18 protein-coding genes and 1 rRNA gene are annotated in these 17751 nt (G+C 58.1%); 15 read left to right on the top strand and 4 right to left on the bottom strand.

What is annotated here, in order from left to right; translation table 11 throughout:
- Positions 1-38 precede the first annotated feature (38 nt).
- The gene (gene mreB / locus B2J69_RS16420; RefSeq protein ID WP_003855260.1) at positions 39-1082 is read right to left on the bottom strand and encodes a rod shape-determining protein MreB; all 1044 of its coding nucleotides are present in this window, start codon (positions 1080-1082) and stop codon (positions 39-41) included.
- Between the two features lie 276 nt (positions 1083-1358).
- A complete protein-coding gene (gene csrD / locus B2J69_RS16415; RefSeq protein WP_081140719.1) occupies positions 1359-3308 on the bottom strand; it encodes an RNase E specificity factor CsrD in 1950 nt (649 codons plus the stop codon).
- A gap of 282 nt (positions 3309-3590) precedes the next feature.
- Here csrD and msrP point away from each other — a divergent pair, with 282 nt between their 5' ends.
- The 11 genes from msrP (at position 3591) to fis (ending at position 12818) form a co-directional block, all read left to right on the top strand.
- Positions 3591-4595, top strand: a complete 1005-nt coding sequence (gene msrP, locus B2J69_RS16410; RefSeq protein ID WP_081140718.1) for a protein-methionine-sulfoxide reductase catalytic subunit MsrP — start codon at positions 3591-3593, stop codon at positions 4593-4595.
- Positions 4596-5198, top strand: a complete 603-nt coding sequence (gene msrQ / locus B2J69_RS16405; RefSeq protein ID WP_081140717.1) for a protein-methionine-sulfoxide reductase heme-binding subunit MsrQ — start codon at positions 4596-4598, stop codon at positions 5196-5198. It abuts the gene before it with no gap.
- Between the two features lie 222 nt (positions 5199-5420).
- Positions 5421-5873, top strand: a complete 453-nt coding sequence (gene aroQ / locus B2J69_RS16400; protein WP_081140842.1) for a type II 3-dehydroquinate dehydratase — start codon at positions 5421-5423, stop codon at positions 5871-5873.
- A gap of 21 nt (positions 5874-5894) precedes the next feature.
- A complete protein-coding gene (gene accB, locus B2J69_RS16395; protein ID WP_081140716.1) occupies positions 5895-6362 on the top strand; it encodes an acetyl-CoA carboxylase biotin carboxyl carrier protein in 468 nt (155 codons plus the stop codon).
- 11 nt (positions 6363-6373) lie between these two features.
- Positions 6374-7723: an acetyl-CoA carboxylase biotin carboxylase subunit gene (gene accC, locus B2J69_RS16390; protein WP_081140715.1), complete on the top strand. Its 1350-nt coding sequence runs from the start codon at positions 6374-6376 to the stop codon at positions 7721-7723.
- 71 nt (positions 7724-7794) lie between these two features.
- The gene (locus B2J69_RS16385; protein ID WP_081140714.1) at positions 7795-8037 is read left to right on the top strand and encodes a YhdT family protein; all 243 of its coding nucleotides are present in this window, start codon (positions 7795-7797) and stop codon (positions 8035-8037) included.
- Positions 8027-9463: a sodium/pantothenate symporter gene (panF, locus tag B2J69_RS16380; protein ID WP_081140713.1), complete on the top strand. Its 1437-nt coding sequence runs from the start codon at positions 8027-8029 to the stop codon at positions 9461-9463. The genes B2J69_RS16385 and panF overlap by 11 nt, the downstream gene beginning before the upstream one ends.
- 11 nt (positions 9464-9474) lie before the next feature.
- On the top strand, positions 9475-10356 hold the full coding sequence (gene prmA / locus B2J69_RS16375; protein ID WP_081140712.1) for a 50S ribosomal protein L11 methyltransferase: 882 nt from the start codon (positions 9475-9477) through the stop codon (positions 10354-10356).
- Positions 10357-10482: 126 nt separating this feature from the next.
- Positions 10483-11220, top strand: a complete 738-nt coding sequence (locus tag B2J69_RS16370) for a carbonic anhydrase (RefSeq protein ID WP_081140711.1) — start codon at positions 10483-10485, stop codon at positions 11218-11220.
- A gap of 311 nt (positions 11221-11531) precedes the next feature.
- Positions 11532-12497, top strand: a complete 966-nt coding sequence (gene dusB, locus B2J69_RS16365) for a tRNA dihydrouridine synthase DusB (protein WP_081140841.1) — start codon at positions 11532-11534, stop codon at positions 12495-12497.
- Between the two features lie 24 nt (positions 12498-12521).
- A complete protein-coding gene (fis, locus tag B2J69_RS16360; RefSeq protein ID WP_000462905.1) occupies positions 12522-12818 on the top strand; it encodes a DNA-binding transcriptional regulator Fis in 297 nt (98 codons plus the stop codon).
- 62 nt (positions 12819-12880) lie between these two features.
- On the opposite strand, the gene B2J69_RS16355 is transcribed toward fis, so the two are convergent.
- Positions 12881-13081, bottom strand: coding sequence for a hypothetical protein (locus tag B2J69_RS16355; protein ID WP_081140710.1), 201 nt, complete (start codon positions 13079-13081; stop codon positions 12881-12883).
- Positions 13082-13363: 282 nt separating this feature from the next.
- Between B2J69_RS16355 and B2J69_RS16350 the strand changes: the two genes are divergently transcribed.
- From B2J69_RS16350 to B2J69_RS16335, 4 genes are all read left to right on the top strand, one after another.
- Complete coding sequence (locus B2J69_RS16350; RefSeq protein WP_081140709.1) at positions 13364-14389, top strand: amino acid ABC transporter substrate-binding protein; 1026 nt, start codon at positions 13364-13366, stop codon at positions 14387-14389.
- Between the two features lie 67 nt (positions 14390-14456).
- A complete protein-coding gene (locus B2J69_RS16345; protein WP_081140708.1) occupies positions 14457-15635 on the top strand; it encodes an amino acid ABC transporter permease in 1179 nt (392 codons plus the stop codon).
- 15 nt (positions 15636-15650) lie between these two features.
- Positions 15651-16751: an amino acid ABC transporter permease gene (locus tag B2J69_RS16340; RefSeq protein WP_081140840.1), complete on the top strand. Its 1101-nt coding sequence runs from the start codon at positions 15651-15653 to the stop codon at positions 16749-16751.
- Positions 16752-16759: 8 nt separating this feature from the next.
- Positions 16760-17518 carry an amino acid ABC transporter ATP-binding protein gene (locus B2J69_RS16335; protein ID WP_081140707.1) on the top strand — a complete coding sequence of 253 codons (759 nt, stop codon included), beginning with the start codon at positions 16760-16762 and terminating at the stop codon, positions 17516-17518.
- A 116-nt stretch (positions 17519-17634) separates the two neighbouring features.
- On the opposite strand, the gene rrf is transcribed toward B2J69_RS16335, so the two are convergent.
- A 5S ribosomal RNA gene (gene rrf / locus B2J69_RS16330) occupies positions 17635-17750 on the bottom strand.
- Between the last annotated feature and the right edge of the window lies 1 nt (position 17751).

Genomic DNA, 17751 nt, shown 5'->3' with positions numbered 1-17751 from the left:
CTGCGCATTTCGATTCAGGTCACAGCCGATTGAGGCGATTATTCTTCGCTGAACAAATCGCCGCCATGCATGTCGATCATTTCCAGCGCTTTACCGCCACCGCGCGCCACGCAGGTCAGCGGATCTTCTGCCACCACCACCGGAATGCCGGTCTCTTCCATCAGCAGACGGTCCAGGTTGCGCAGCAGCGCGCCGCCGCCGGTCAGCACCATGCCGCGTTCGGAGATATCGGACGCCAGCTCCGGCGGGCACTGCTCCAGCGCCACCATTACCGCGCTCACGATGCCGGTCAGCGGCTCCTGCAGCGCTTCCAGGATTTCATTTGAGTTCAGCGTAAAGCCGCGCGGCACCCCTTCCGCCAGGTTACGGCCGCGCACTTCGATTTCGCGCACTTCGTCGCCCGGATAGGCGGAGCCGATCTCATGCTTGATGCGTTCTGCGGTCGCTTCGCCAATCAGCGAGCCGTAGTTACGGCGCACATAATTAATAATCGCTTCGTCGAAGCGGTCGCCGCCGATGCGCACCGACGAGGAGTAGACCACGCCGTTCAGCGAGATCACCGCCACTTCGGTGGTGCCGCCGCCGATATCAACCACCATCGAGCCGGTCGCTTCAGAAACCGGTAGGCCAGCGCCGATAGCGGCCGCCATCGGTTCTTCGATCAGGAAAACTTCACGCGCGCCTGCGCCCTGCGCGGATTCGCGGATAGCGCGACGCTCAACCTGGGTCGCGCCGACCGGCACGCACACCAGCACGCGCGGGCTTGGACGCATAAAGCTGTTGCTGTGCACCTGCTTGATGAAGTGCTGCAGCATTTTTTCAGTAACGAAAAAGTCCGCGATCACGCCATCTTTCATCGGGCGAATGGCGGCAATATTACCTGGCGTACGGCCGAGCATCTGTTTGGCATCATGGCCAACGGCCGCCACGCTCTTTGGGGAACCGGCACGGTCCTGGCGGATGGCAACCACGGAAGGCTCGTTCAGCACGATGCCCTGTCCTTTTACATAAATCAGGGTATTCGCGGTACCCAGGTCAATGGACAAGTCATTGGAAAACATGCCACGAAATTTTTTAAACATATCTAAAGGATAATCCTGCAAGCTGGGGGCGGAAAATAAAATCCGCTTACTTTACCAACCACGCGAAGCCGCCACAAGGCGCAAAAACGTTCTGCTTCGGTGAAAAAATAGACCAATTTGGCTTTATACGATCGTCAACGAGAACTGACGGGTGCAAAACAGCGCTATTCCCCTGTTTTCACCCCTTCCGGCGTCTATTTTGACGTTCTCGTTCGACATAAAATTTAACATTTCCGCTTAGGATTTTGGCTATGTCGCCGCCGCTATCCCTACTGGCTAAATATGATAGCGTTGTGAATACTTTTTCACATTACTGTTTACCGGCAGCGACGGCGCGAAAAGATCGCCCTGCCCGCCGGAGACACCCAGGCTGACCAGCGTCTGCCACTCCGCATGCGTTCGCACGGCGGTGGCAAAAACCTGCGTCTGAGTCGACTTGCACACCTCCAGCAGGCTCTGCACGAACAGCTGATTTTCGGTGCGCCGGTCGATATTGCGCACCAGGCCGGGATCGAGCTTGATTAAATTGATGGGGAATTGCTTGATATACGCGCTACTCACCACGGTTAAACCAGCCTGAGCGACGGCGATGCGACAGCCAAACGCCTGCAGCGCGCGGAACACCGGCGCTAAACGGTTGATGTGTTGACAAACGTCAGCCTCAGCAAGTTCAAATAAAAATCGTTTTCTTTGCGCTTTGGTGCACTGCAGCAGCATATTTTGCAGCCAGTTGACGAAGGGGCGCTGCAGCAGCGAGTCGATATTGATCGGCATCGCCAGGGTTTCGTCCGGCCAGACTTCGGAGAGCGCGGCGATGCGCAGCACCAGCTGGCGATCCCAGCCGTCCGCCATGCCGAACTGCAGCACCAGCGGCATAAACTCCGCCGCCAGCACCTCTTTGTCGCCGTCGAAAATGCGCATCAGTAGCTCGCGATGGTGCACGCTGCCGTCGAGCAGCACCGCCGGTTTCTGGTAGAGGCGCGGACCGCCGCGGCTCAGGGTATTTTCCAGCAGGGTGCGCCAGCGCACGCTGCCGCGGCCGGCGTCGAGCGGGTTGCCTTCGCCGTTTGACCAGTTATTGCCGCCCAGCAGCGTCGCCCGTCGCGTCGCCATTTCGACGTTGTCCATCACCTGCGGCACGCTCTGTCCGCTGTGCCACGCGCTGATGCCGATATGGATCAGATCGTCGCGGTTCACCATACGCATCGGCGGCAGCGAGTCGACCGCGTTGATCAGCTGATCCGCAATGCTGTTGGCCTCTTTCAGGCTGCGATGCGGCAGCAGCACCGCGAAGTCGCTGCGAAAGTAGCGCGCCAGCAGCGCGCCCGGATAGCGCAGCACAAAGGTAGAGAGCATGTTCACCAGATCGTAGAGATACTCATCTACCAGCGTCGTACCCAGGGTTTCGTTGAGCATATCGAGATCGGGCAGGCGCACCATCATCACCACGCCGTGCATACCGACATCTTCTTGATCCTCCAGCAGCGTCGCCAGCTGGTTGTCGAAGAAGAGCCGATTGCTCAGGCCGGTGCGGCTGTCCTGCGCGGCGAAGGCGCGGATCAGCGTGTCGATGCGCAGCCGCTGTTCGCCCGCTTCCTGCAGATCGCCTAGCAGCATATCGATGGCGCTGCTGGCGCGCGGCGGCCACTCATCGACGTCGCCCTTGCGCAGCAGCGTGCGCTCGCCCGCCAGGATCGCCTCGGCGCGCTTTTCCAGCTGCTCCATGCCGCGCCACTGGCGATTGAGCCAGCAGTGCATCATAAACAGCAGCAGGCTCATCACCAGCACCACAAAGAGGATCGCCGTCAGGGTATAGACGCCGGTAAAAGACTGAAACCAGGTTTTGGCGGGATCGAGCACCACGACGCGCATCGTCACGCCCGGCTGATGCACCAGCGGCACGTCAACCTGGATAAAGCGGTTGGTCTCATCTTCCAGCATCGGGTTTTCATGCCGGCTAAGCCGAAACAGGATCTTGTCGCCGTTGCGCAGCTCGATGCGCTCGGTATTGATCACCGTCATGGTGTGCTGCAGCCAGCCGCGCAGTTCGTCGGGCGACTGCTCGAGCAGCGCTTGATCCACTTCGGTCGCCAGCGTCTGCACCCGTCCCTCGGCGCGCTGGTGCGTCAGCCAGTAAACGCTAAAAGCGCAGCCTACCAGCATCAAAAACATCGCCAGTAAGCTTAAAAATGTAATGAACGCAGAAAGTTTCGTGGTTAATCGCATCCCTGTGCCTGTTCGCTGCGGTGATGACCCGTTTATGACCGCCCTGCGTCGCGCCTGACGCAAGCGCGAGCAAAATAGCATAAATTCCGCTACGCGGCAGCGCTGCTGCGTATGAAGGGCCAGTATATCCGTACCAGACAACAGGGAAGCGCGGTCGTTCTGTTTTTCAGCGCATTCTCATCGGCGAGGCGCGCCAGGAAATTTCATATTTTCGCAGCGAAAGTCGCGGCGATCGGCAATAGTCATCATGCTGGGAGAGTGATTCCAGCCGGGAGGTAAGTGATGAAATCGACAAAATATCTGACGGAAGCCGACGTAACGCCGGAAAGCGTCTTTAATATGCAGCGCCGTCAGGTGCTGAAAACCCTCGGCCTGAGCGCCGCTGCGCTGGGCATGCCGGGCGCGGCGCAGGCGGACGTGCTGAGCTGGTTCAAGGGCAACGACCGCCCCGCCGCGCCAGCCGGCCGCGCGCTGACCTTCAGCAAGCCGGAAAAATATCAGGCCAGCCTGACGCTGACGCCGGAGGATAAGGTCGCCGGCTACAATAATTTCTATGAATTCGGCCTCGACAAGGCCGATCCGGCCGCCAACGCCGGCACGCTGAAAACCGATCCCTGGCAGCTGACCATCGACGGCGAAGTGGCGAAGCCGATCACCCTGAATATGGACGACATCTTCAAAAAGTTCGCCATGGAGCAGCGTATCTACCGTATGCGCTGCGTGGAAGCCTGGTCAATGGTGGTGCCCTGGGTCGGTTTCGAGCTGAATAAGCTGCTCAAGCTGGCGGAGCCCACCAGCAATGCGCGCTTCGTCGCGTTTCAGACGCTCTATGCGCCCGATCAGATGCCCGGGCAGAAGGATCGCTTTATCGGCGGCGGACTCAACTATCCCTATGTGGAAGGATTGCGCCTCGACGAGGCGATGCATCCGCTGACGCTACTGAGCACCGGCGTTTACGGCAAGGCGCTGCCGCCGCAGAACGGCGCGCCGATCCGCCTGACCGTGCCGTGGAAGTATGGTTTTAAGGGCATTAAATCGATCGTTAAAATCACCCTGACGCGCGATCGGCCGCCGACTACCTGGAATCAGATCGCGTCAAATGAGTATGGCTTTTACGCCAACGTTAACCCGCACGTCGACCATCCGCGCTGGTCGCAGGCCAGCGAGCGCTTTATCGGCCCAGGCGGCACGCTGAGCGTGAAGCGTCAGCCGACGCTGCTGTTTAACGGCTACGCCGACGAGGTGGCGTCGCTCTATCGCGGGCTCGATTTACGGGAGAACTACTGAGTGCGACTGACGCTGAAACAGATTGTCTGGCTGAAAGTGGTGCTTCATCTGGCGGCGTTTTTGCCGCTGGTCTATCTCTTTATGGCGGCGAGTCAAGGATGGCTGAGCGCCGATCCGGCGAAAGATATTCAGCACTTCACCGGCCGCATGGCGCTGAAGCTGCTGCTGGGCACGCTGCTGGTTTCGCCGCTGACGCGCTATGCGAAACAGCCGCTGCTGATCCGCACCCGACGCCTGCTTGGCGTCTGGACCTTTGTCTGGGCCTCGCTGCATCTGCTGAGTTACTACCTGCTGGAGCTGGGCGTCGATAATTTACGTCTGCTCGGCAGCGAGCTGGTTTCGCGCCCCTACCTTATGCTCGGCATCCTGACCTGGCTGATCCTGCTGGCGCTGACGGCGACCTCGTTCCAGCGCGCGCAGCGCAGGCTCGGCCGCCGCTGGCAAATTCTGCATAACTTCATCTATCTGGCGGCGATCCTCGCGCCGATTCACTATCTCTGGTCAGTAAAAGTGCTGTCGCCGCAGCCGCTGCTTTACGCAGTCGCCGCGCTGGCGTTGTTAGCGTGGCGTTACAAAAAGTTTCGTCACTGGTTGCCGCGCTAAGTTGTCTTCCCCCCGCGATTTCTGATAAAACGTGTGGCCTTCGGGCCACGCTGGATCAACTTCGCAGATAAGACCAGTATTTTGCTGCGAATTGCCCCGAAACGGATATAATGCCCGGCTTTGTTGCGCGCGGCGTCGCCTTTTTTGGCGCGGCGGGTGACAAATGGAAGATAGCAAGGTATTTTACGCGATGCCTCAATGATTGCGGGAGATGGCAGCACGATGGCGCATAAATTTCACATTCTGCTTTTGAACGGTCCCAACCTTAATTTGCTGGGAACCCGCGAGCCGGAAAAGTATGGTCGCACTACGCTACAGCAGATCGTCAGCGATTTAGCGGCGCAGGCGAGCCAGCTTGATGTGGAACTGAGTCACCTGCAGTCCAATGCGGAGTTTCAGCTCATCGATCGCATTCATGAGGCCAGAGGCAATGTGGATTACATCATCATTAATCCCGCTGCGTTTACGCACACCAGCGTAGCATTGCGCGATGCCCTTCTGGCGGTAAGCATTCCCTTTATCGAGGTGCACCTCTCCAACGTGCATGCTCGCGAACCTTTCCGCCATCACTCCTATCTTTCTGACGTATCCGCCGGCGTGATTTGCGGTTTAGGCGCCGACGGCTACTCATGGGCTTTACAAACGGCAGTAAAACGCCTGTCTCACTCCAATTAAACAGAGTACGGAACCACACTCATGGATATTCGTAAAATTAAAAAACTGATCGAACTGGTTGAAGAATCCGGCATCGCTGAGCTGGAAATTTCAGAGGGCGAAGAGTCCGTTCGTATCAGTCGTTCACCTGCCAATGTGGGTTATCCAGTCATGCAGCAGGCTTACGCCGCGCCGGCTCCGCAGCCTGCGCTGGCCACTGCCGTCGCGCCGATCGCTGCGCCGGTGGTAGAAAACGCCAAGCCTGCTGAAATCAGCGGCCATATCGTGCGTTCGCCGATGGTCGGCACCTTCTATCGCACCCCAAGCCCGGATGCGAAAGCCTTTATTGAAATCGGACAGAAAGTGAACGCTGGCGACACCCTCTGCATCGTTGAAGCGATGAAGATGATGAACCAGATCGAAGCCGATAAATCTGGCGTCGTGAAAGCCATTCTGGTCGAAAGCGGCCAGCCGGTTGAATTTGACGAGCCGCTGGTCGTCATCGAATAACGAGGCGAACCATGCTGGATAAAATTGTCATTGCTAACCGTGGTGAAATCGCGCTGCGTATTCTCCGCGCCTGTAAAGAGCTGGGCATCAAGACCGTGGCGGTGCACTCCACCGCGGACCGCGATCTGAAGCACGTGCTGCTGGCGGATGAAACCGTCTGCATCGGCCCGGCGCAGTCAGTTAAAAGCTACCTCAACATCCCGGCGCTGATTTCCGCCGCCGAGATCACCGGCGCGGTCGCTATCCACCCCGGCTACGGCTTTCTCTCCGAGAACGCTGACTTCGCCGAGCAGGTTGAGCGCTCCGGCTTTATCTTTATCGGCCCGAAAGCGGACACCATTCGCCTGATGGGCGACAAAGTCTCCGCCATTACCGCGATGAAAAAAGCGGGCGTGCCGACCGTGCCAGGTTCAGACGGCTCGCTGGGCGAAGACATGGAGAAAAACCGTGCCATCGCTAAGCGCATCGGTTATCCGGTCATCATCAAGGCGTCCGGCGGCGGCGGCGGTCGCGGCATGCGCGTGGTGCGCAGCGATAAAGAACTCGAGCAGTCCATTAACATGACGAAAGCGGAAGCCAAAGCGGCTTTCAACAACGACATGGTTTACATGGAGAAGTATCTCGAGAACCCGCGCCATATCGAGATTCAGGTGCTGGCCGACGGCCAGGGCAACGCCATCTATCTGGCCGAACGCGACTGCTCGATGCAGCGTCGTCACCAGAAAGTGGTCGAAGAAGCGCCAGCGCCAGGCATTACGCCGGAACTGCGTCGCTATATCGGCGAGCGCTGCTCTAACGCCTGTATCGAAATCGGCTACCGCGGCGCAGGCACCTTCGAGTTCCTGTATGAAAACGGCGAGTTCTACTTTATCGAGATGAACACCCGTATTCAGGTTGAGCATCCGGTTACCGAGATGATCACCGGCGTGGATCTGATCAAAGAGCAGCTGCGTATCGCTGCCGGTCAGCCGCTCTCTATCAGGCAGGAAGACGTGGTGATCCGCGGTCATGCGGTCGAGTGCCGTATCAACGCGGAAGACCCGAACACCTTCCTGCCGAGCCCGGGCAAAATCACCCGCTTCCACGCGCCGGGCGGCTTCGGCGTGCGCTGGGAATCGCACATTTACGCCGGCTACAGCGTGCCGCCGTACTACGATTCCATGATCGGCAAGCTGATCTGCTACGGCGAAACCCGCGACGTGGCGATTGCGCGCATGAAAAACGCGCTGGCGGAGCTGATCATCGACGGCATCAAGACCAATATTGAGCTGCAGATGCGCATCATGTCCGACGAAAACTTCCAGCAGGGTGGCACCAACATCCACTATCTGGAAAAGAAACTCGGCCTGTACGATAAATAAGCACAGCGCTGAATAAGAGCAAGGCCGGTGATACCGGCCTTTTTCATTTTTGTCGCCGATGAGGTTGCATAATGGACTGGCGTTTTCTGCAAGCGAATAAAGAGGCGCGCTGGGCGCTCTACCTGACGCTGGCTTATCTGGCCGTCTGGGGCCTTTCCGCCTGGCTGGGCGGCGATGAAACCGGCGTGACCGGTCTGCCGCGCTGGTTTGAACTCTCCTGCGTGTTTGCTCCGCTGCTGTTTATCGTGCTGTGCTGGCTGATGGTGCGCCTGGTGTTTCGCGATATGCCGCTAGAGGATAACGATGGAAACTGAAATCATTCTTCCGCTGCTGGCTTACCTGGCGCTTATCGCCGGGCTGTCGGTGTTCGCCATGCGCAAACAGCAGCAGGGCAATTTTCTGACGGAATATTTTCTCGGCAGCCGCTCGATGGGCGGCTTTGTGCTGGCGATGACCATCACCACCACCTATATCAGCGCCAGCTCCTTTATCGGCGGCCCCGGCGCGGCCTATAAATATGGCCTCGGCTGGGTGCTGCTGGCGATGATCCAGGTGCCGGCGGTCTGGCTGTCGCTCGGCGTGCTGGGGAAAAAATTCGCCATTCTGGCGCGCCGCTACAACGCGGTGACGCTGAACGATATGCTCTACGCGCGCTACCGCAGCACGCTGCTGATCTGGCTGGCGAGCCTGAGCCTGCTGGTGGCCTTTATCGGCGCGATGACGGTGCAGTTTATCGGCGGCGCCCGCCTGCTGGAGACCGCGGCGGGTATCCCTTACGACACCGGCCTGCTGATTTTCGGCGGCACCATCGCGCTCTACACCGCCTTCGGCGGCTTTCGCGCCAGCGTGCTCAACGATGCCATGCAGGGGCTGGTAATGCTGATTGGCACCTTTCTGCTGCTGTTCGCCGTGATCCACCAGGCTGGCGGACTCGGCACCGCGGTGACCAAACTGCGCGCTATCGATCCGCAGCTGGTGTCACCGGAAGGTGTCGGCAACGTCATCAACCCGACCTTCCTTAGCTCGTTCGCGGTGCTGGTCTGTTTCGGCGTGATCGGCCTGCCGCATACCGCCGTGCGCTGTATCTCCTATAAAGACAGCAAAGCGCTGCATCGCGGCATTATCCTCGGCACCATCGTGGTGGTGGTGCTGATGTTCGGCATGCATCTGGCGGGCGCGCTGGGCCGGACGATCCTGCCGGATCTCACCATACCCGATCGCGTGATCCCGACCCTGATGATCACCGTGCTGCCGCCGATGGCCGCTGGCGTGTTTCTCGCTGCGCCGATGGCGGCGATCATGTCGACCATCAACGCGCAGCTGCTGCAATCCTCCGCTACCCTGATCAAAGATCTCTATCTGCGCATCGCGCCGCAGCAGAGTGAAAACGAAGCGCGCCTGCGCCTGCTCTCCGGCACCATTACCTTTGTGCTGGGGCTGCTGCTGCTGCTGGCGGCGTGGAATCCGCCGGATATGATTATCTGGCTCAACCTGCTGGCGTTCGGCGGGCTGGAGGCGGTTTTCCTCTGGCCGCTGGTGCTCGGCCTCTACTGGTCGCGCGCCAACGCCGCCGGCGCGATTTCCGGTATGCTGGCAGGCGCCGGGAGCTACACGCTGCTTGCCAGCCTGAATATTGAATGGGGTGGCTTCCACCCCATCGTTCCGTCATTGACCATAAGCCTGCTGGCTTTTCTGGTCGGTAATCTGTTTGGCCGCGCGCCTGATGCTGCGCTGGAATAAAGAGAAACGCTATGCCATGGATTCAAATCAAAATTAACAGCACCGGCGAGCACGCCGAAACCCTCAGCGATGCGCTGATAGAGAGCGGCGCGGTCTCGGTGACCTTTCAGGATACCCACGACAATCCGGTCTATGAGCCGTTGCCGGGCGAAACCCGCCTGTGGGGCGATACCGACGTCATCGGCCTGTTCGACGCGGAAACCGAGATGGACGAGGTGGTGGCGGTGCTGAGCCAGCATCCGCTGCTGGGATCCGACTTCCACCACAAGATCGAACAGATCGAAGATAAAGACTGGGAGCGCGAATGGATGGATAACTTCCACCCGATGCGCTTCGGCGAGCGGCTGTGGATCTGTCCGAGCTGGCGCGACGTGCCGGATCCCAACGCCGTTAACGTCATGCTCGACCCTGGACTGGCGTTCGGCACCGGCACCCACCCGACCACCTCGCTCTGCCTCAGCTGGCTGGACGGGCTGGATCTGGTGGGCAAAACGGTAATCGATTTCGGCTGCGGATCCGGCATCCTGGCGATTGCGGCGCTCAAGCTGGGCGCGGCGCAGGCGATCGGCATCGATATCGATCCGCAGGCGATCCAGGCCAGCCGCGACAACGCGGAGCGCAACGGCGTCGCCGATCGCCTGTCGCTCTATCTGCCGCATCAGCAGCCGGCGGATCTGCAGGCTGACGTGGTGGTCGCCAATATTCTCGCCGGCCCGCTGCGCGAGCTGGCGCCGCTGATCGGCGTGCTGCCAAAAGCTGGCGGCCATCTGGGACTTTCCGGCGTGCTGGCCAGCCAGGCGGAAGGCGTGTGCGAGGCCTATGCCGATCGCTTCGAGCTGGATGCGGTGGCGGAAAAAGAGGAGTGGTGCCGCATTACCGGCGTACGCCGCTAACGCTCTCCGCTGTTTGACGATAAATGCGGGCGCAGTACAATTCTGCGCCCGCTTTGTCCAGCCGCAAACTTTCTCTGTCTGACCGATGCTTATTATCTGATCCCCTTCACTTTTTTGAGTCAGATAATGAGAAGATCGCTGCTGTTAAGCTGCCTGGCCGCGTTCGCGCCTCTCTCTCCCGTCTGCGCCTCTGCGCCGCACTGGAGTTATGAAGGCCAGGCGGGCCCTGAACACTGGGGTGAACTGGCCGCTGAGTATCACACCTGCCATAACGGACAGTTTCAGTCGCCAATAGATATACGCCATCCTGTTGACGGTCATTTGCCGCCGCTCGCTCTGGAATTTCATGCCGCCGCCGAAATGCTGGTTAACAACGGCCATACGCTTCAGGTCACGGTCGATGACGAAGATGACTTCCAGCTCGATGGCGAAACCTACTCTCTCAGGCAATACCATTTTCATACGCCGAGCGAGAACCGCATTGCCGGCCGCGCCTTTCCCCTTGAAGCGCACTTCGTGCATCAAAATGCGGCAGGCGAGCTGGCGGTCGTAGCGGTGATGTTTGAGAGGGGCGCGGAGAACCCGGCGTTGACCGGGTTGCTGGCGGCCCTTCCCGCGCAGCAGAATCGTCCGGTGGTGTTAAACAGGCCGGTCGATTTGCGCCCGCTGTTTCCGCAGGATCGCCACTACTATCGCTTTAGCGGATCGCTGACGACCCCGCCCTGTACCGAAGGATTGCGCTGGCTGGTGATGAAGCAGCCGGTGCAGCTGTCGGCGGCGCAGCTCGCTGTTTTCCAGCAGGCGCTGAAGTCGAGCAACAATCGTCCCTTGCAGCCGCTGCATGGTCGTGTGGTAGTTGAATAGGATTGGTTACCTGCTGGGCGTAATCATATTTGTATAATTAATAGCCAATCTGCCGCCATATCTCTGGCTAATTACCTGATGTGGCGCTTTTTATGTTGTGATTCAGCGCCTGTTTTGAGAAAAATTTTTGCTCACAATTTCAGCGTATTTTTTTAATTAATTGAATTTACAGGATATTTAAAAAATTGCACGCGCTTTGACCGGCTTCATCACGTCTTTAACGGCGGATTGTTCAAAGTTTGGCCTTTCATCTTCCTTAAAAAATGCGTAATATACGCCGCCTTGCGAACAGTTACGGTCACTTCTTCTTCATGCGCATTGGACACCACCAGCTTCGTAATCGACTCATTGCTGCGCCGATGGCCGGGATCACCGATAAGCCATTCCGCACTCTCTGTTTTGAGAACGGCGCCGGCATGGCGGTCTCCGAGATGCTGTCGTCTAACCCAGAAGTCTGGGCCAGCGACAAATCGCGTTTGCGTATGGTGCACAGTGACGAACCCGGCATTCGTGCCGTGCAGATTGCAGGTTGCGATCCTGATGATATGGCGGCCGCCGCGCGCATTAACGTGGCGTCTGGCGCGCAGATCATCGATATCAACATGGGCTGCCCGGCGAAAAAAGTGAATCGTAAGATGGCAGGCTCAGCGCTGCTGCAGTATCCCGACCTGGTGAAGTCTATTCTCAGCGCCGTGGTTAACGCAGTGGATGTGCCCGTTACGCTGAAGATTCGCACCGGCTGGGATCCGGAAAACCGTAACTGTGTAGAGATTGCCCAATTGGCTGAACGCTGTGGCGTTCAGGCCCTGACGATACATGGACGCACTCGTGCCTGCCTGTTCAACGGGGAAGCTGAATACGACAGCATTCGGACAGTTAAGCAGAGTGTCACCATTCCCGTTATCGCGAATGGCGACATAACTGACCCGCATAAAGCCAGAGCCGTGCTTGACTATACGGGGGCAGATGCCCTGATGGTAGGCCGCGCGGCTCAGGGAAGACCGTGGATCTTCCGGGAAATCCAGCATTATCTGGACACTGGGGAGCTGCTTGCGCCGCTGCCGCTGGCAGAGGTGAAGCGTATGCTCGTTGCGCATATACGTGAGCTGCACGACTTTTATGGTCCAGGCAAGGGATACCGTATAGCGCGAAAGCACGTCTCCTGGTATTTGCAGGAACATGCCCCTAATGACCAGTTTCGGCGCACATTCAACGCCATAGAGGATGCCAGCGAACAGCTGGAGGCGTTGGAGGCATACTTCGAAAATCTTGCGTAAACGAAATAAAGAGCTGAAAGAACTATGTTCGAACAACGCGTAAATTCTGACGTACTGACCGTTTCTACCGTTAACTCACAGGATCAGGTGACGCAAAAGCCTCTGCGTGATTCGGTTAAACAGGCACTGAAGAACTATTTTGCTCAACTGAATGGTCAGGATGTGAATGACCTCTATGAGCTGGTACTGGCTGAAGTCGAGCAGCCACTGTTGGACATGGTGATGCAGTATACCCGTGGCAACCAGACCCGTGCTGCGCTGATGATGGGTATCAACCGTGGTACTCTGCGTAAGAAACTGAAAAAATACGGCATGAACTGATTTTTAGTTGATGCGGTAAATGACGCCAGCCTGAGTGCTGGCGTTTTTATTTGTGCAGCGTTTCACAATAACGCATGAATCAATGAAACAACTCGCACGCAAATGGTAACCTTCGTTGCAATCGCGCAGGTGAAAATCGCCTGCGTTTCGACAATTTCGCCTGCCTGATGGCCCGCTCTCTTTTTCGCCCGCTGCTCCACAACCCGCGTGCTGACGCCAGCCAGTGATCTGCGTTGGCGAAAAACGTAACGCCATCCCTGCATACATTCTTTCCTGAGCTTTGGCTCACATTGCTTCCATATAGTGAAACTATTTGCACTAAATGTGATCGGGGCGACTCGCTTTGCTTGCTTTTGGTGCGCGATAGTAACGCTGCTTTCCCAATTCTTCAGAATAATAAGAGATCTTTCCAGCCCACTCGAGTTTCTGCAAACCTGGCATTGGCTTTGCAGAGCTATGCGTGGCTGACCGCCACAGACAGGCCATAGCGCGCGGCAAAGCGCGCATCAAACATAACAATATAGTTACGCCACACAGGATCCTTTATGAAAAAGATGATGCTCTCTACGTTGGTCGCCGCCGCTGCGCTTTTCGCGGTTACCCAGCAGGCGCACGCCGGCACCACGCTGGATGCGATTAAGAAGAAAGGTTTCGTGCAGTGCGGGATCAGCGATGGGCTGCCGGGCTTCTCTTATGCCGACGCCAGCGGCAAGTTCTCCGGCATCGACGTAGATGTCTGCCGCGCGGCCGCCGCCGCCGTTTTCGGCGACGCCAGCAAGGTTAAATACACGCCGCTGACCGCTAAAGAGCGTTTTACCGCCCTGCAGTCAGGCGAAGTGGATATCCTGTCGCGCAACACCACCTGGACCTCTTCGCGCGACGGCGGAATGGGCTTCCTGTTCGCCGGCGTCAACTACTACGACGGCATCGGCTTTTTGACCCATCAGAAAGCGGGCCTGAAGAGCGCGAAAGAGCTGGACGGCGCAACCGTCTGTATCCAGGCGGGTACCGATACCGAGCTGAACGTGGCGGACTTTTTCAAAGCCAACAAAATGCAGTACACCCCGGTGACTTTCGACCGCTCTGACGAGTCCGCTAAAGCGCTCGACAGCGGACGCTGCGATACCCTGGCGTCTGACCAGTCTCAGCTCTATGCGCTGCGCATCAAACTTGGCAAGCCGGATGAGTTTATCGTGCTGCCGGAAGTGATCTCGAAAGAGCCGCTGGGTCCGGTTGTGCGTCGCGGTGACGATGACTGGTTCACCATCGTTAAGTGGTCGCTCTACGCCATGCTGAACGCTGAAGAGATGGGCATTAACTCGAAGAACGTCGATCAGATGACTGCCAAACCCACCACGCCGGATATGGCGCATCTGTTAGGCGCGGAAGGCGACTTCGGCAAAGACCTGAAGCTCGATAATAAGTGGGCTTTCAACATCATTAAGCAGGTTGGTAACTATCAGGAAGTGTTCGACCGCAACGTGGGCAAAGACAGCGCGCTGAAAATCGCGCGCGGCCAGAACGCGCTGTGGAATCAGGGCGGCATTCAGTACGCCCCGCCGGTCCGCTAACTATCCCTGTTCACGGGACGCCGCACCGTGCGGCGTCCTGCCTGCGCTTTGTCTCTGAGGTTTCAACATGTCACAACGCCCAAGCGTGAAAAGGGACATTTCATTCGGTAATCCCGCGGTTCGCGCCTGGCTTTACCAGATTATCGCCGTCGTCGCAGTGTTTATCGTGGTGGGTTATCTGATCCACAACACGGTCATTAACCTTGCCAGCCGCGGCATTACGTCCGGATTTGGTTTTCTTGAGCGCAGCGCTGGTTTCGGCATCGTTCAGCATCTGATCGACTACACCGAAGGCGATACCTATGCGCGCGTGTTTCTGGTCGGCCTGACCAACACGCTGCTGGTCTCTGCGCTCTGTATCGTTTTCGCTTCGCTGCTGGGATTTTTCATCGGCCTGGCGCGTCTGTCGGATAACTGGCTGCTGCGCAAACTCTCGACGATCTACATCGAAACGTTCCGCAATATTCCGCCGCTGCTGCAGATCTTCTTCTGGTACTTCGCGGTGCTGCGTAACCTCCCTGGCCCGCGGCAGGCGCTCAGCGCCTTCGATCTCGCCTTCGTCAGCAACCGCGGCCTCTATGTGCCCTGGCCGCAGTATGCGCCTGGCTCCTGGCCGTTTGTTATCGCGCTGGCGTTGGCCGCCGCAGGCAGCTATGCGCTGTTCCGCTATCATCGCAAATACCAGCTCAAGACCGGCCAGCTGCGTCGGACCTGGCCCGCCGCTCTCGCCATGCTGCTGCTGTTTCCCGCGGTGGCGCATCTTGCTTTCGGCGCCGCCACTCACTGGGATGTGCCGACGCTGCGCGGCTTCAACTTCCGCGGCGGCTTCGTCATGATCCCTGAACTGGCGGCGCTGACGCTGGCGCTTTCGGTCTATACCTCTTCGTTTATCGCCGAGGTGATCCGTGCCGGCATTCAGTCCGTGCCGCACGGCCAGCATGAGGCCGCGCGCTCGCTGGGATTGCCTAATCCGGTGACGCTGCGCCAGGTCATTATTCCGCAGGCGATGCGCGTCATTATCCCGCCGCTGACCAGCCAGTATCTCAACATCGTGAAAAACTCCTCGCTGGCCGCCGCTATCGGCTACCCCGATATGGTATCGCTATTTGCCGGTACGGTGCTGAATCAGACGGGCCAGGCGATCGAAACCATCGCCATCACCATGGGCGTTTACCTGGTGATTAGCCTGGTGATTTCCCTGTTGATGAATATTTATAACCGCAAAATTGCGCTGGTTGAGCGCTAAGAGAACGGGATGACGATGTCTGTGACCACACATGAAACCCCGCCGGTCGCCACCACGCCGCTGAGCCGCGCCTGGGGCTGGGCGCGAAAGAACCTCTTCTCCAGCTGGTTCAACACGCTGCTGACGCTGTTCTGCCTCTGGTTGATGTGGCAGGTGATCCCGCCCGCGCTGGAGTGGCTGGTGTTTCAGGCGAACTGGATTGGTGAGACGCGCGCCGACTGCACCAAAGAGGGCGCCTGCTGGGTGTTTATCCATGCGCGTTTCGGCCAGTTTATGTATGGCCTCTATCCGCATGAGCTGCGCTGGCGCATTAACCTGGCGCTGGTGCTGGGGATAGCCTCTCTTATCCCGATGTTTATTAAATCGCTGCCGTACCGCGGCCGCTATATCGCCTGTTGGGCGCTGATCTATCCCCTCACCGTCTGGCTGCTGATGTATGGCGGCCTTTTTGGGCTGGAGCGGGTCGAGACGCGTCAATGGGGCGGGCTGACCTTAACGCTGATTATTGCCGCGGTCGGCATCGCCGGCGCGCTGCCGCTCGGCATTCTGCTGGCGCTGGGACGCCGCTCGCGTATGCCGGTGGTGCGCACGCTGTCGATAATTTTTATCGAGTTCTGGCGCGGTGTGCCGCTGATTACCGTGCTGTTTATGTCTTCGGTGATGCTGCCGCTGTTTATGTCGGAAGGCACCACTATCGATAAGCTGGTGCGCGCGCTGGTCGGGGTGATTTTGTTCCAGTCGGCCTATGTTGCCGAAGTGGTGCGCGGTGGTTTGCAGGCGCTGCCGAAAGGGCAGTATGAAGCGGCGGAATCGCTGGCGCTCGGCTACTGGAAAACCCAGCTGCTGGTGATTTTGCCGCAGGCGCTGAAGCTCACCATTCCTGGGCTGGTCAATACCATTATCGCGCTGTTTAAAGATACCAGCCTGGTGATCATTATCGGCCTTTTCGATCTGTTCAGCAGCGTGCAGCAGGCCACCGTCGATCCCGCCTGGTTGGGCATGTCGACGGAAGGCTATGTCTTTGCCGCGCTGGTCTACTGGATCTTCTGTTTTAGCATGTCGCGCTATAGCCAGCATCTGGAGAAGCGCTTTCACACCGGGCGTAAATCGCACTGAGGTTTTTCATGACACAACATTCGCATCACGATTCAGCTTTAATGATTTCGCTCGAGAACGTGAACAAATGGTATGGGCAATTCCATGTTCTGAAGGATATCAATCTGCAGGTCAAACCGCGCGAGCGTATCGTACTCTGTGGACCTTCCGGCTCCGGCAAATCCACCACGATCCGCTGTATCAACCATCTGGAAGAGCATCAGCAAGGGCGTATCGTGGTTGACGGCATTCATCTGAATGATGATGTGCGCAATATTGAGCGCGTTCGTACTGAAGTCGGCATGGTGTTTCAGCATTTCAATCTGTTCCCGCATCTGACGGTTTTACAGAACTGCACGCTGGCGCCCATCTGGGTGCGCAAGACCTCTAAAAAAGAGGCGGAGGCGCTGGCGATGCACTATCTGGAACGCGTGCGCATTGCGGAGCATGCGCATAAGTTTCCGGGCCAGCTCTCTGGCGGACAGCAGCAGCGCGTGGCCATTGCCCGTTCGCTCTGTATGAAGCCGAAAATTATGCTGTTTGATGAACCCACCTCGGCGCTGGATCCGGAAATGGTCAAAGAGGTGCTGGATACTATGATTGGACTGGCAGAGGATGGCATGACGATGCTGTGCGTTACGCATGAGATGGGCTTTGCTCGCACCGTGGCTGACCGCGTGATCTTTATGGATCGCGGCGAGATCGTCGAGATGGCGCCGCCGCAAACCTTCTTCTCTAACCCAACGTCAGAGCGCACGCGCGCCTTTCTGTCGCAGGTTATTCACTAACGCTCGCTTCTGGCGCAACGCCCCGGACTGGTTCCGGGGTTTTTTATCGCTCTCAGGGGCGATCGCAGCAAAGAAAAAAGCCCTTTGCTTTCGCAAAGGGCTTTCTCTTGTTTGATGCCTGGCAGTTCCCTACTCTCGCATGGGGAGACCCCACACTACCATCGGCGCTACGGCGTTTCACTTCTGAGTTCGGCATGGGGTCAGGTGGGACCGCCGCGCTAGTGCCGCCAGGC

Source organism: Pantoea latae (genome assembly GCF_002077695.1).
Lineage (GTDB): Bacteria > Pseudomonadota > Gammaproteobacteria > Enterobacterales > Enterobacteriaceae > Pantoea > Pantoea latae.
The sequence above is the reverse complement of the archived record's forward strand: the minus strand, read 5'-3'. Positions and strand labels throughout refer to the sequence as shown.